The following is a 14,243-nucleotide window of genomic DNA, read 5'->3' as shown; positions in this document are numbered from 1 at the left end:
GAACTAATTTTTAAAGTAAGTCATGAGTAGAAAAACTTTACTAATCATTTTAATCTTTGTAGGTATTTTAGTTGTCGGACTAGTCTTTGGTAAAAAGGCGGGATGGTTTGGTAAAGACGCTAATTTAAAGGAAGTAGAGATATCAAAAATTGAAAAACTTGATATTATAGAAACTGTTTCCGCTACAGGAAAAATCCAGCCAGAAGTTGAAGTTAAACTTTCTTCTGAAGTTTCCGGAGAGATTATTGACTTACCAATAAAAGAAGGACAACAAGTAAAAAAAGGAGATCTTCTAGTTAGAATAAACCCTGATATTATACAATCTGGATTAAATAGATCCGAAGCGGCATTACAAAATGTTAGAGCGGGATTACAACAAGCAGAAGCAAGTCTTAAAGAAGCTAAATTGAGCTATGAACGTAACAAAGAGCTGTTCGATAAAGGCGTTATTTCTAAAGCAGAATGGGATACCTCAGTATCTGCATATGAAGTTGCTGAAGCTGCAAAACAATCAGCATTTTATAATGTTAAAAGTGCTCAGGCAACGGTAAACGAGGCAAAAGATAATCTTAGCAGAACAACCATTTATGCACCAATGAGCGGTACAATCTCTAAATTATCAGTTGAATTAGGTGAGCGAGTTGTTGGAACTCAACAAATGGCAGGTACTGAAATTGTTAGAGTTGCTAATTTAAGTAATATGGAAGTTGAGGTAGATGTCAATGAAAATGATATTGTTAAGGTTTCTTTAGGCGATTCTACACTGGTTGAGGTAGATGCTTATCTTAAAAAGGAATTTAAAGGATTAGTTACCGAGATTGCTAATTCTGCAGAAAGTACTTTAAGTGCTGATCAGGTAACGAATTTCAAGGTTAAAGTACGAATATTAGAAGATTCTTATAAAGATCTAACGGAAGGTAAACCGGAAAGTTATTCGCCTTTTAGACCTGGAATGACAGCAACAGTAGATGTTATCACTAATAAAAGAGAAAGTGTGATTGGAGTGCCAATTAGCGCTATTGTGATAAAAAGTGATACTTCTAGTAAAGCTAAGAGAACATATACAAAGGAGAAAATAAAAGAATCTGACGAAAAATTTGAATGTGTATTTATTAACGATGGAGGGTCAGCAAAATTAAGAGTTATCAAAACAGGTATCCAAGATGATAGTAATATCGAAATTACAGAAGGACTAGAAGTAGGAGAGGATGTAATTACTGGGCCATACAACATCGTTACGAAAACATTGAAAACAGGAGATAGGGTTACTTCTAAAAAGAAAGAGAAAGCAGACGAAGAATAAGATATTAAGGGGTATCTTTGCATAAATTTTTAGGGATGGCCTATATTCTTTGTTTGGAAACTTCAACAACGAACTGTTCAGTTGCGTTATGTAAAAGTGGAGAAGTAATTAGTTTAAAAGAAGACTATGATGTCAAATACTCCCATGCAGAGCGCCTACATCAATTTATAAAATTGGTTTTAGAAGATGCTAAAATAGCATTCGAAGAATTGGATGCTGTTGCGGTTAGTAAAGGTCCTGGTTCATATACCGGTTTAAGAATTGGGGTTTCTTCGGCAAAGGGACTCTGCTATGGCCTAGGAATACCACTAATTTCTATAAGTACATTGCATGCACTAGCATTACAATTAGAATGCAACAAAGGGTACATAGTTCCTATGATAGATGCCAGAAGAATGGAAGTGTATTCAACAATTTTTTCCAATGATTATATTCAAGAAAGAGCTATTGATGCAGAGATTTTGACCAGTGAATCTTATGATACATATTTAAAGAATAACAAAGTTTATTTTATAGGTAATGGAGTAGATAAGTTCAAGGAAATTTGTGAACATGAAAATGCGGTATTCGTCCTAGAAAAATTACCATCATCGAAAGAAATGGCTATGTTAAGCTATCAGAAATATATAACCAGTGATTTTGAGGATGTAAGTTATTTTGAGCCTTATTATTTAAAGGATTTTATTGCTGGTTAATACGACAGTATTTGTTTTTGTGAGAGTGTTTTTATCGTAATCAAAATCAATATCAGAATTATAGTAAAACATAAAAAAGTCATCTTTAAATGGAGATGACTTTTTTGTTTTGTGGAAAATTTTTTCTTGAGGTATTGTAAAATTTAGTCCCTTCTACTTCTGGTGCTTAATAAGCTTCTTGATCTACTTCCATCAGTGCTTTTTAAAGCATTATATCTAGAAACTAAACGAATTAAATCTTCTTCTTTTCTAACCTTAATACGCTCCTTTTTTATGTAAGCTTTCAATTCATCCTCTTTATCGCTTAAAGTTGCTAGAATTTCCTTTTTGTTCATAGGAAGCTCCATGATCGTACCACGCTCTTCAAGGAAGTATTTTGTTTTGATTTGTACTTTACCAGGTGTAGCTGTACCACTTACCGAACCTTTAGGATCAGGTTTTGTGATTTTCACCGCGTATTTTTTGTAGATTCTATATTTTTCATTCAGCTCTACCAGTACATAATACCCAGGTCTTTTTAAACCACGTTGTGTCTTAAAATTACAATAGTAATAATAATCTCCATCTATTCTTGCATGTGCTGTAGGACTCTTTCGAAGTTCGAATAAATCACTTCCTTTTTTGAATTCTAATGCATCTGTATAAGCATTGTAGCGTAGTTTGGTGTCAAATGTCCCAGATTTTTCATCTATAACACTTGCGTCCTTATATCTTAAGCTTTTATGAATAGATCCATCATATTCATCAAAACTAGTAATTCTTTTAGTTGGTTTCAGCAAAGATTGCGGAAGTTGTGCAAATAAAAGAGGTGATATCAATAAAAATAATAATTGTAATAATTTTCTCACGGCATATTGATTTAGGTGAAATAAATTTAATAAAACACAGGATTAAATACAAAAATTTAGGTTTTAATACTATATTTTTATCGATTTGTCAATACATTGTAATGATTGTCAATTTATTAATGGCAAATATTATATTTCACTGAAAATATAGCATCATTTTTTTGTGGTAAAACAGTAAAATACGGTTCGAAAACGTTTTAATTTGTAGGAAATAACTTCAAATTATTACTTAGTAAACTGATTTTGTTACGATAAAGAAGTTCAATAACTTAATGCATTATAATTAGGGGAATTTTTAGATTATGGATTGAAGAGTTTAGAATGTTCTATAAATTCTGAATATTCTTTATTGGTGTTATGAAATTTAATGAAGAACATCATCAATATATGAAATACATATGTTTGTTTGAAATAAACGGATTTAGAAGCTTTATTTAATACTTTTAGATGTATTATATAAAACTTCACCAGGAATAAAAAAACATCTTAAGAAACGTTTCTTAAGATGTTTTTTTATTATACTATTAGTAATCAGTGCTATTAATTTCTTCTAGTTAGTAGGCTTCTAGATCTATTTCCATCCGTACTTTTCAAAGCATTATATCTAGATACGAGGCGAATTAGGTCTTCTTCTTTCTTAACTTTAATACGTTCTTTTTTTATGTATTTTTTTAATTCTTCTTCTTTGTCACTTAGCGTAGCCAAAAGCTCTTTTTTGTTCATTGGGAGTTCCATGATAGTACCACGCTCTTCTAGATAGTATTTTGTCTTAATCTGAACTCTTCCCGCAGTATTATTTCCATTTGCAGCTCCCGTTTTACTAGGTTCTTTTACCTTTAAATGATATTTCTTATAGATTCTATATTTCTCATGTAACTCAACAAGCACATAATAACCATGTCTTTTTAAACCTCGTTGCGTTTTAAAATTACAGTAATAAAAATAATCTCCATCAATCCTAGCATGGGATGTGGGATTTTTTGAAAGCATAAATAGATCTTCACCTTTTTTAAACTCTAAGGCGTCTGAATATACATTATATCTTAGTTTAGCATCAAAGGTTCCAGATTTTTCATCTATAACACTTGCATCTTTGTATCGTATACTCTTATAGATGGACCCATCATATTCATCGAACATATGCGTTTCTTCAGCAGGTTGAATTAAAGATTGCGGAAGTTGTGCAAATAATAAGGGCGAAAATAATAAGAATAGTAATTGTAGTATTTTTCTCACGACATGTTGATTTAGGTGTATTAAATTTAATAAAATGCAGTTTTAAATGCAAAAAATCATGTTTTAATGTATTATTTTTATTTATTCCTCAAAACTTGTGGCTTTTTTACAAAGTATTAATGAGAAATGATGTTTTTTGTTGATATATCGACATAATATATTTATGGTAAAACCGTAAATATATTATCGAAAACGATATAATTTGTAAGAAAAAACTTCATAAAGTACTGTAAAACTCTGATTTTCTTTTTTCTAACATTTTTTGTATCAACAAATATTTTGGGGCACCTGTTATTTGTTATATCCTTGGTTTAGTACCAAACTAATTGAAAACTATATTATTGTAAAACAGATGTTAAGAACCCTTTTATTCTAAATAAATAAAATTTTTAAAATACTTACATAAAGCAAAAACATCTCAATTTTATGAGATGTTTTTGCTTTATGTAAGTTAGAAGCGTTTTAACTTATTTCGAAAGATATCTTAAGAATCACTCTGTATTCTTTTATCTCGCCATCATCAATGATTAACTTTTGATCTGAAATCCAAGCAGATTTAATGTTCTTTAGGGTTTTTGATGCTTCTTTCACTCCATTTTTAGCTGCATCTTCCCAACCTTTTTCTGAAGCTGCGATTACTTCTATTACTTTAACGATTGCCATTTTAATAATTTTTTGGTTAATATTTTATCTTATTCTCTAAGATACGAGATACTTAGGTCGTTTTTAATATTCACCAATGCTATTTTAATGGGTTTTCGATATGATCAAAAAAAAATCGACAAACTACCCATTTACAGCTTCCACAAATGCTACTTTATCTTTTAGCATTTCCTTTAGCATATTTTCAATGCCATTTTTAAGTGTAAATGTAGAAGAAGGACAACCACTACAAGCTCCTTGTAAAATAACTTTTACACCTTTACTTTCAGGATCATACGAATCAAACATGATATTTCCACCATCACTTGCCACCGCGGGTTTGATATATTCCTCAATAATATTTACAATATCCTTTGAAGTATCATCCAGTTTTTCGAAATCAACGTCAGCTTGTTTTTCAACTTGACTTTTTGAAACTGTTGCATTTGCAGATAAAACTTCTTTCCCTTCTTCTAAGTAATTCCTTAAAAACTCTCTCAATTCCAAAGTAATATCTTGCCATTCTGCTATATCATATTTGTGAATGGAAATATAATTCTCGTCTATATATACTTCTTTTACAAACGGAAAATTAAATAGTTTTTCAACCAAAGGTGCTTCTTTAGTATCATCAATAGTTTTAAACTCATGACCAGCAGTTACTAATTTTTTATTTGCAACAAATTTAAGTACTGAAGGATTTGGTGTACTTTCTGCATAAATAGTTATTGCGGTCTTTTTGACAGTGGCAGTTTCGTTAATTACTGGTTGGCCACTATTAAGGTACTCCTTAATTTGTTCAGCAACTTCATCTTGAACATCACTCCATTCAACAATTTCAAATTTATCTATGGCAACAAAATTTTGGGCAATGAATACTCTTTTTACAAAAGGAAGATAAAAGAGTTGTTGTGCTAATGGTGAGTTTTTAGCATGATCTATATTCTCAAATTCATAACTTGTATGTTGTGTCAAAAAAAAGTTAGCTTCAAATTTAATGATGCTAGGGTTTGAAGTGGGCTCTATTTTTATTTCAAATTTCTTTTCCATAATCAGATTTTTTGCAAATTTACTAAAAAGTAAATCCAACTGATACTTGTCCTTTAACATTAAGATTGTTTTAATATGTAGGATAAAACGTATGTTTTTGTAAAAATTTATATATTTGGAGCTGGCACGAAGTAATATTTTAGTTTGGGAAAGAAATATGAAAGCCCCACAATATAAGCTGAATTAAAGAGTTTATATTGAAATAAGTAACCTAGTTTTTCCTTTTTTTAACATAAAGCCTCTAATGAATTTGAAGAAATATTATTTGTTGCTTGCTATACTGACCTCACAATTTATTTTTTCTCAGGAAGGAATTCCGGTTTTTGCAGATTATCTTTCCGATAATCTATATTTGGTGCATCCATCAATGGCAGGAGCTTCGAATGCTAATAAAATAAGGCTTACGGCAAGAAAGCAATGGTTTGATGTGGACAATGCACCAAGTACGCAATCTGCTAATATAAATTTCAGAACTGGTGATAAGGTAGGTTTAGGAGCAATTGTGTATAGAGATGAGAATGGACGTTTTACTCAAACAGGAGCTTTTCTAACCTTTGCATATCATTTATTGTTTTCGCGTGATCGAACAGATCTTAATATGTTGTCATTTGGTATGAGTGGAGCATTTATACAATCTAATGTGGATGGAAGAGGATTGGATGATCCTGCAGATCCAGATCCGGTTTTAAGAGGTAACTTACAAAAGGACGCTTATTTTAACGTAGATATTGGAATGTCTTATAACTATTTGGATTGGTATGCTCATTTTACTGTTAAAAATGTTTTGCCGACTGCACGTGACATTTTTGATAATACGGATATTGGAGCAACTATACGTGATTCTAATAACCAAAGAAGATACATTTTTTCAACAGGGTATGTGTTTGGGCTAGGTAATGGGCCATGGAGTCTTGAACCTTCTATATTGTACCAAGCTACAGATCAAACTAAAGAAAGTTCCGTAGATGCAAACCTAAAAGTGTATAGACGTTTTGGAGAGCGAGTTACTTTATGGGGTGGTCTATCCTACAGAAGAAGTTTTGATGGTGCAGAATTTTCTCAAACAGGTTTAGAAATTGAAAGCCAAAAATTACAGTATATAACTCCGTTTTTAGGAATTAATTACAAAAAATGGATGGTAGGATACACTTACAGCTATCAATCTAATTCGGTAGTATTAAGTAATGGAGGTTTTCATCAATTAACAGTAGGTTATGACTTTGGAAAACGAAAAGAACGTTGGAACTGTCATTGTCCTGCCGTAAATAATTAAAGAAATTTTATAATTTTTAATATAAACGATTGGCAAGCTCTTTTGAGCTTGCCATTTTTTTAATTACTTCACTGCAGTTCCTTTAAATCGAAGACGTTTATCTTTTACTGGAACTAAAGATTCTAACTCATATACATTTTTATATCCATATCCATATAGGTTTATAAACGTTGGTATATTTAAAGCCAACGGAAGACTCTTTGTTGGAAAGTTTAAAGCATCTCCGTCAATGTTATTATTACAATAAATAAGAATTCTGGTTTTCTTATCAGGAATCAATTTGACTAATTTCTTTTCAGTAAAATCTGAAAAATTAAGATGTGTAGCGCCTTTTAAGTGCTTTTTATCATAAGCTGATTTTGATCTTGTGTCTAATAATATCGTATTAGAGTCTTTAGCAAATTCTAAAAAGGTCTCTAAAGAAATCAATCTTGGTTGTCGATATGCTAAGACTTCTTCTGTAATATCAGCAAACGCATTATAATCTACTTTTGATTTAGGTAATTCTTTATGTTGTTGAGCAAACATCGTTATTGGTAGTATTATTAAAATTAAATATGTTTTCATCGGTTCTCTTATTGTTTTATAATGTATCAAGGATTTCAGTATTATTTTTCCCAGTTAAAAGATTTTTTCTGTCCTTGAGTCTTAATTGCTTTAATTAGTGCTGCTTCTAGATTAGCGTCATCTTTTTTGCTATTATTTTTAATATATGCCAGACGTTTTTTATTTAACTCTTGAATTTCATTTTGAATCTTCTTTCTTTCATTACTTTTCTCAGTGATGTATTGCTTTAATTCAGTGTTAGATTTTTCTTTTAATTCTATTGGTAATTCTTCCTTTACTACTTCCTCTAATTCAAAGTCTTTATCTTCTATGGCATCAACAAGATCCCAGCTTTTGTTTTTGTAGAAACCAGAACTTTTGCTAACTACTCTGCTTACGGCATTCGCTTCACTGTATGATCTTGCATTGCGATCTTGCTCTGCTTGTAAACTAATTTTTTTAGAACCTTCGTTTCCGTAATAGATATAGGTGTTGTTCAATTTTCTATTTAGTTGTAAAATGATGTCGTCATAAGGTGTAGCGATATGAATTGTTTCCCTATTATGATCAATAGCACTGTATTCTCCATTTGTTAAATCTGCACCATCTTTCCACTTTGTAGAAATACCTTGCTTATAATTGCCACAAAATATTGTGTTAATCGTGATGTCTTTCTCTTTCGCATCGATGGCTGCATCTTTATAATCTAATGGACCTTGAGTGAAAGGTTCATTACCAGCTATGAAAATTAGTTTTAGATGCTCATTATTTTTTTTCCAATCTAATTGATTGATAGAGGTATTGATAACCTTACCACAATATTCGTTTCCTCCATTGGTGGTCAATGCAAATAGTTCTTTTGATATTTCATCTAAGTCATCTGAAAATGGTAGAACTTGTCTGATATACCCTTCTTGAGATGGTAAACGATCATTACCATATTCATACAATGCAATTTGTAACTTTATACTATAATGACCACATTTTGCATAGGATAATTCATTAACGATCTCCCAGAGTTGCGCTTTTGCTTGATCAATAAGACCATCCATACTATTACTAGTGTCTAATAATAATGCTACCTGAATATTTTTGGTGTCAGGATCCGTTCTAGAAGTGTAAATTTCCAAAGTTTCCTCTGTTTGAATAGCTAATTGTCCATTTCTATCATTTTTCGCTTTACAGGAAAGAGGAACTATTAAAAAACAGACCATAATTATATATGCATATATTGTTTTCATAAGTATTACAATTTTAAATTTTACATAAAACTATGATGAACTTTTTTGTGTAAAAACTTGAAATGAGGAATGAACGTTCATGAATGAGTGAAAATGGCTTTTCATTTAGGTAAGTTGCATTTAGAGGAGTAGAAAACCTCTAAAATCGAGGTTACCAGTAAATTCCAATTTTATTATCCCATATAAATGGATTAAGTTTACCTTGACTTATGGATTATATAATGAATAAATATTGTCTGCTATTGGTATTGTTGCTCTTGCCGAATTTGTTTTTCGGGCAACAAGATTCAAGAGAATTAGAAAAAGGTAGGACAGATAAGCGTAGTAAGCTTATTGAAATACGTGGTACTGTAAAGGAAGATAATACCCTTAAACCAGTACGAAATGTAGAAATCCGTGTTGTTGGAGGTCAGACTTATAAAACAGATCGTTTAGGAGATTTCAGAATAAGAGCCAGAATCGGTGATGAGATTATTATCAGTCATGATGATTTTAATACTATTTATCATACAATTACGGGTAGTGATCGGATTGATGTAAAAGTCCAAGAAGATACAGAAGGATTTATTTCAAAAAAAGATAGGAAGCAAAAGAAACTATCTGCGGCATATGGAGAAAATCTGAAAGCAGCCAGAAATACAATGAAAAAGGATGCAGCTATAAGTATTGATTATGTTACTAAGGCCTTAGAAACTGTCGAAGAGGATGACACTTTTGCAGATGAAAAAAAAGCCGAGCTTTTTGAAACTTTAGGAGATATTTATGCATATCACGATCAACCTGATTTAGCAGAAAGTAATTATAAAACTAGTATAATTAATAAATATAGCACTGATGTAAAAATTAAATTAGGAAATGCTCAATTACAAAATAAAGATTATCAATCCTCATTTTTAACATTCAATCAACTTAAAAAATCAAAGTTGAATGCTGTTCAACGGATACAGGTCTATGAAGGTTTAGGAGATAGTTATAAAGGTCAAAATGATTTCGAGAATGCCAGTAAGAACTATAATATAGCATTATCATTTGCCCAAAAAAACAAATCAGAGGATATCGTTATAGAGTTAAACTCTAAATTAGCAGAGATATTCCAGATTCAAGGAAATCTTAATGACGCCGAACAATACTTAGATAATTCAGTACAACTAGCGAGTAGAAGGAGCAAAAAGTCATCGGCGCGACAGCGTGCTAAGGCAGCGGATTTTTACAATAAGAATAATAGTTTTGATAAGGAGATACAATTGCGGAAAGAAGCGTTGGAAGATATTCAGGAGATAGAAGAAAATGAAGCGATGAGTCCTAGACCCATAGTATCGGATAGCGTTGGAGTTTTGAATAGTATCGAAGATAGAGCAATAACGTCTCAGGTACAAAACTATAAAATAGCGAATGCATTTGCAGCGCAATCAGAATATGATGCAGCAATACCATATTTAGAAGAAAGTATTAAAAAAGCAGCCTCAGAGAATGACTTGGTAGTACAAAAAGATGCTACTCGGAAATTAGGAGAAGTATACCGAGAGAAAGGAGAATTAAAAAAGGCATCCGAAGCTTTCGAAGAGTACGAAGTAATAATCGACAAATTATATATTCAAAAAGAACAGGAAATCTCTCAGGCAAAGAGACTTAGTAGAGAACTTGCGTTAAGAGCTAACCGTATTACTTCTTTAGAACAAGATAGAAAGTTGAATGAAAGCAGGTATAAATTAGCATTTGCTTCTCAAGAACTTGCGGGTCAGCAAAAAATTATTATTTACTCTTTGATCGGGTTGTCTGTCCTATTGTTACTGGTTGCGTACTTGATGTTTCGGAATATAAAGCAACAACGATTTGCTAATAATTTATTAGCCTTAAAATCATTGCGTTCCCAGATGAATCCTCATTTTATTTTCAATGCTTTAAATTCGGTAAATACCTTTATTGCCACTAGTGATGAAAGAGCCGCCAATAGATATCTTACAGATTTTTCATTGCTTATGAGAGCAGTTTTAGAAAATAGTGAAGAAGATTTTATCCCTTTAGAAAAAGAAATAGAGCTTTTAGAACTATATGTACAATTAGAGCATTTTAGGTTTCAGGATAAATTCGAATATAAGATAGAAGTAGATCCTGAAATTGATGTAAAACAGTATATGATTCCACCAATGTTATTGCAACCATATGTTGAAAATGCTGTTTGGCATGGATTACGTTATAAATCTGAAAAAGGATTACTTTCTATAAAATTTTTAAAAACGACCGACGGTACCATTGAAATAGCTATCTCGGATAATGGTATTGGAAGGGAAAAGTCAAAGGCTTTAAAAACATTAAACCAGAAAAAGCAGAAGTCTCAAGGGATGAGTAATATTAAGAAAAGAATTCAGATACTTAATACAATGTATAAAGATAAAGTTGATGTTTTTATTTCTGATCTTACTAATGATGATGAGGCAACTGGAACTCAAGTGAAGTTATTACTTAAAAAAGATACATAGTAATTGCTATACGATAAAGTAAACTTACTAATAAATTAAATTAATTCAAGACTGTGAAATTAACTGCAATTGTAGTAGATGACGAGGCGAATAGCCGAGCGATTCTAAAAAATTATTTACAAAAATATTGTCCAACAGTAGAAGTACTAGGAGAGGCTGCTAGCGTTCAGGAAACTCTGAAAATTTTGGAGTCTACAAATCCAGATATGWTATTTTTGGATGTAGAAATGCCTTACGGGAATGCTTTTGATTTGTTGGAACAGGTACCTGATAGAACATTCGAAACGGTATTTGTTACTGCATACGATCATTATGCTGTAGATGCGTTAAATGCACAAGCGACCTATTATCTTTTGAAACCAATTGCTATAGATGATTTGATTAAAGCCGTAGATCATGTAAGTCATATTAAGGAGCGGGAAAAAGAATTACAAGATAAAGTGCTTACACCAAAAATTTCGGCAACAATAGATGGTAAAATTACAATACCACAACAAGATGGTTTTGAAGTATTAAAAATTTCCGAAATTTTGTATTGTCAAGCGGATGATAATTACACGAAAATTTTTCTCAATCAAGGTCAAAAATTAGTTAGTAAAACTTTAAAGTATTTTGAAGATTCATTAAAGGATCAAGGCTTTGTTAGAATTCATAAAAGCTATTTAGTAAATGTGAATATGATCGTTAGATATAAAAAGGGAAAAGGGGGTAGTGTGCAATTGACTTCTGGCAAGGAGCTTATGGTTTCTTCCTCTAAAAAAGGAACTTTATTAGATTATTTTAAATAATAAAACATCAGTCTATTAGTGTACTTAAATTTTGGTGATTATGGCAAGAAAAGGTTTTTTTGTTTTTTATATGCTGGAGAGTCAACAAACAAAGTTTTAACTTGATGATCCCAATCTTTTATAATGTCAAAATAACTACTATTTACAACTGCCATAATCTGACCACAATCATGGCAGATATGTTTTTTGTATTCTAAGAAATAATGAGCAAATTCATGAAATGCTACTACTTTGAGTATTTCCTGATCCAATAATACAATCCAATTAATTACTATATTTTCTACTTTATTGTTTTTATCTCTTGTAAGCATCCCCAAAGTAGATCCTTTCTGAGAAATGGTTAATGTATCTACGATGTCTATATTTTTAAGTTTAAAAAGTTTGTCGTGATACTCAATATCATATTGCTTACAGTACTCAAAAAACTTGTCTAAATGAGGTTTTAATCTACCATCTATTTTAACATCATTTTGAGCCGAAGAAAAGGTTATACAAAACAATCCAAAAAGCGCAATAAAGCTTTTTTTCATAATTATCAATATTAGGGGTAATTAGGATTATTAATACTATTTGATTTTAAGTGTTTTGTAATCAAATAGTTATCAAATAAAGGCAAAAAACTATTACAAAATGGCTGAGTGGTGTTAAAAAAACTACAAAACGTATTTTTTTTAACAGAATTTAATAAACTAGAAGCTTTATTCTTACAAAATCAAAAGTCTAGCAATTTTGAAACAGTAGGAATATTACTAGCTTTAAGGATATCTTGTAAGATAGATAGTTTACCATTGGTGAAGAAATGGTGAGTTCCTGTTTGTATATTCTTTGTAAGTAGATTGTTTTTTGTTAGGATAACTTTTGTTTGTCTAGCAACAGCCTCACCAGAATCTATAATTATAATATGCTTAGGGAGTATTTGTTTTAAAATAGGTACTAAGTAAGGATAATGCGTGCAACCTAAAACCAGATAATCAATATCTTTTTCGAGCATAGGTTGTATATAAGAGGTAAGTAAGGTAGTCATTTCAGGAGTATAAATTTTTCCTTCTTCAATGAGTTCTACTAATCCCGTACCAATCACTTCAATAACCTCTATATTTTGAGCGTAAAGATCTGAAGTTTTTGTAAAAAGCTCACTGGTTAATGTTCCTTTAGTTGCAAGTACACCAACCTTTTTAGTTTTTGTTTGTAATGCAGCTGGTTTTATAGCAGGTTCAATACCAATAAATGGAATCTTATATCTTTTTCTAAGCTCTTTTACAGCATTAGTAGTAGCGGTATTACATGCGACTACAATTATTTTACATTGTAGTTCTAATAGTTTTTCTGTGTTCTTAATGCTTAGGGCTATAATTTCCTCCTTGCTTCGTTTTCCGTAAGGGGCATATTTACTATCGGCTAAATAGATGGTGTCTTCATTTGGAAGGGTAGTGGCAATTTCTTTCCAAATTGAAGTTCCTCCAATACCAGAATCAAAAATACCTATAGCTTGATTATTCATTAATACGAAAATACGGTGATCAAAAATAAAAAAAGCAATGAAAACTTATTAGAGTTCATTGCTTTTTTAAATTATATAAAGGTAATTTTTTAGATACCTAAATCCTTTTTTACATCTGCCATTAGATCTTTTCCATCTGCTAAAATTACTCCTGTACCTGTAGTAGAATCTAATACATATTGGAAACCTTGCGCTCTTGCAACTTTTTGGATAGATACACGAGCACTTTCATAGATAGGCTTTAATAATTCAATTTCTTTTTTCTGAAGATCTTGTAAAGCGTTCTGTCTATAATCACCTATGCTTTTCTCAGTAGCTTGAACTTCTTGCGCTCTTTTTGCATTTTCTTCCTCAGTTTTAGAAGGTGCCTCTGCTTGGTATTTTTTCATGGTATTTTGTAATTCTAATACCATATTTCTGATTTCAGCTTCATATGTCTTGTTTAGTTTCTCAATTTCGCTCTTGGCAGCTTTAAAAGCAGGCATTGCTTCTACTAGCTCCTGAGACGCGATATGAGCAACTTTAGATTGCGCATTTACGAAACTTGATGCTCCTAAAACTAATGCACAAGCTACTAATAGGGTTCTAAACTTTTTCATTTTAATAATATTAAGTGTGTTATAAATTTAAAAATTAATTT

General features: G+C 31.2%; 14 protein-coding genes. 5 read left to right on the top strand and 9 right to left on the bottom strand.

The features are described from left to right. Positions 1 to 22 precede the first annotated feature (22 nt). Positions 23 to 1,303 carry an efflux RND transporter periplasmic adaptor subunit gene (locus GBO31_RS03955; protein WP_219007021.1) on the top strand — a complete coding sequence of 427 codons (1,281 nt, stop codon included), beginning with the start codon at positions 23 to 25 and terminating at the stop codon, positions 1,301 to 1,303. 35 nt (positions 1,304 to 1,338) lie between these two features. Beyond that, positions 1,339 to 1,998 carry a tRNA (adenosine(37)-N6)-threonylcarbamoyltransferase complex dimerization subunit type 1 TsaB gene (gene tsaB / locus GBO31_RS03950; RefSeq protein ID WP_219007020.1) on the top strand — a complete coding sequence of 220 codons (660 nt, stop codon included), beginning with the start codon at positions 1,339 to 1,341 and terminating at the stop codon, positions 1,996 to 1,998. Positions 1,999 to 2,141: 143 nt separating this feature from the next. On the opposite strand, the gene GBO31_RS03945 is transcribed toward tsaB, so the two are convergent. The 4 genes from GBO31_RS03945 to GBO31_RS03930 all read right to left on the bottom strand — a co-directional run bounded on the left by GBO31_RS03945 (position 2,142) and on the right by GBO31_RS03930 (position 5,774). Then, entirely contained in the window at positions 2,142 to 2,846 is a 705-nt protein-coding gene (locus tag GBO31_RS03945; protein WP_219007019.1) for a hypothetical protein, read from the bottom strand. Between the two features lie 540 nt (positions 2,847 to 3,386). Then, positions 3,387 to 4,082, bottom strand: coding sequence for a hypothetical protein (locus tag GBO31_RS03940; protein WP_219007018.1), 696 nt, complete (start codon positions 4,080 to 4,082; stop codon positions 3,387 to 3,389). Between the two features lie 462 nt (positions 4,083 to 4,544). Further along, positions 4,545 to 4,745, bottom strand: a complete 201-nt coding sequence (locus GBO31_RS03935) for a dodecin family protein (protein WP_219007017.1) — start codon at positions 4,743 to 4,745, stop codon at positions 4,545 to 4,547. Positions 4,746 to 4,868: 123 nt separating this feature from the next. Then, positions 4,869 to 5,774, bottom strand: coding sequence for a NifU family protein (locus GBO31_RS03930; protein WP_219007016.1), 906 nt, complete (start codon positions 5,772 to 5,774; stop codon positions 4,869 to 4,871). Between the two features lie 244 nt (positions 5,775 to 6,018). Between GBO31_RS03930 and GBO31_RS03925 the strand changes: the two genes are divergently transcribed. Further along, positions 6,019 to 7,047: a PorP/SprF family type IX secretion system membrane protein gene (locus GBO31_RS03925; RefSeq protein ID WP_219007015.1), complete on the top strand. Its 1,029-nt coding sequence runs from the start codon at positions 6,019 to 6,021 to the stop codon at positions 7,045 to 7,047. A gap of 63 nt (positions 7,048 to 7,110) precedes the next feature. Here the strand turns inward: GBO31_RS03925 and GBO31_RS03920 are convergent, their stop codons facing one another. Next, entirely contained in the window at positions 7,111 to 7,614 is a 504-nt protein-coding gene (locus GBO31_RS03920; protein WP_219007014.1) for a rhodanese-like domain-containing protein, read from the bottom strand. Positions 7,615 to 7,655: 41 nt separating this feature from the next. After that, on the bottom strand, positions 7,656 to 8,834 hold the full coding sequence (locus GBO31_RS03915; RefSeq protein WP_219007013.1) for a vWA domain-containing protein: 1,179 nt from the start codon (positions 8,832 to 8,834) through the stop codon (positions 7,656 to 7,658). A gap of 221 nt (positions 8,835 to 9,055) precedes the next feature. Here GBO31_RS03915 and GBO31_RS03910 point away from each other — a divergent pair, with 221 nt between their 5' ends. Both GBO31_RS03910 and GBO31_RS03905 read left to right on the top strand, forming a co-directional pair. Further along, on the top strand, positions 9,056 to 11,314 hold the full coding sequence (locus GBO31_RS03910; RefSeq protein WP_219007012.1) for a tetratricopeptide repeat-containing sensor histidine kinase: 2,259 nt from the start codon (positions 9,056 to 9,058) through the stop codon (positions 11,312 to 11,314). 53 nt (positions 11,315 to 11,367) lie between these two features. After that, positions 11,368 to 12,102 carry a LytR/AlgR family response regulator transcription factor gene (locus GBO31_RS03905; RefSeq protein WP_219007011.1) on the top strand — a complete coding sequence of 245 codons (735 nt, stop codon included), beginning with the start codon at positions 11,368 to 11,370 and terminating at the stop codon, positions 12,100 to 12,102. A 38-nt stretch (positions 12,103 to 12,140) separates the two neighbouring features. Here GBO31_RS03905 and GBO31_RS03900 read toward each other — a convergent pair whose 3' ends face one another. From GBO31_RS03900 to GBO31_RS03890, 3 genes are all read right to left on the bottom strand, one after another. Continuing rightward, on the bottom strand, positions 12,141 to 12,632 hold the full coding sequence (locus GBO31_RS03900) for a hypothetical protein (protein WP_219007010.1): 492 nt from the start codon (positions 12,630 to 12,632) through the stop codon (positions 12,141 to 12,143). Between the two features lie 182 nt (positions 12,633 to 12,814). Continuing rightward, positions 12,815 to 13,603: a glutamate racemase gene (gene murI, locus GBO31_RS03895; protein ID WP_219007009.1), complete on the bottom strand. Its 789-nt coding sequence runs from the start codon at positions 13,601 to 13,603 to the stop codon at positions 12,815 to 12,817. Positions 13,604 to 13,692: 89 nt separating this feature from the next. Then, a complete protein-coding gene (locus GBO31_RS03890; protein WP_219007008.1) occupies positions 13,693 to 14,202 on the bottom strand; it encodes an OmpH family outer membrane protein in 510 nt (169 codons plus the stop codon). Positions 14,203 to 14,243: the final 41 nt, after the last annotated feature.

The organism is Aquimarina litoralis, assembly GCF_019295435.1.
GTDB lineage: Bacteria > Bacteroidota > Bacteroidia > Flavobacteriales > Flavobacteriaceae > Aquimarina > Aquimarina litoralis_A.
This window is presented reverse-complemented; position numbering and strand designations above follow the sequence as displayed.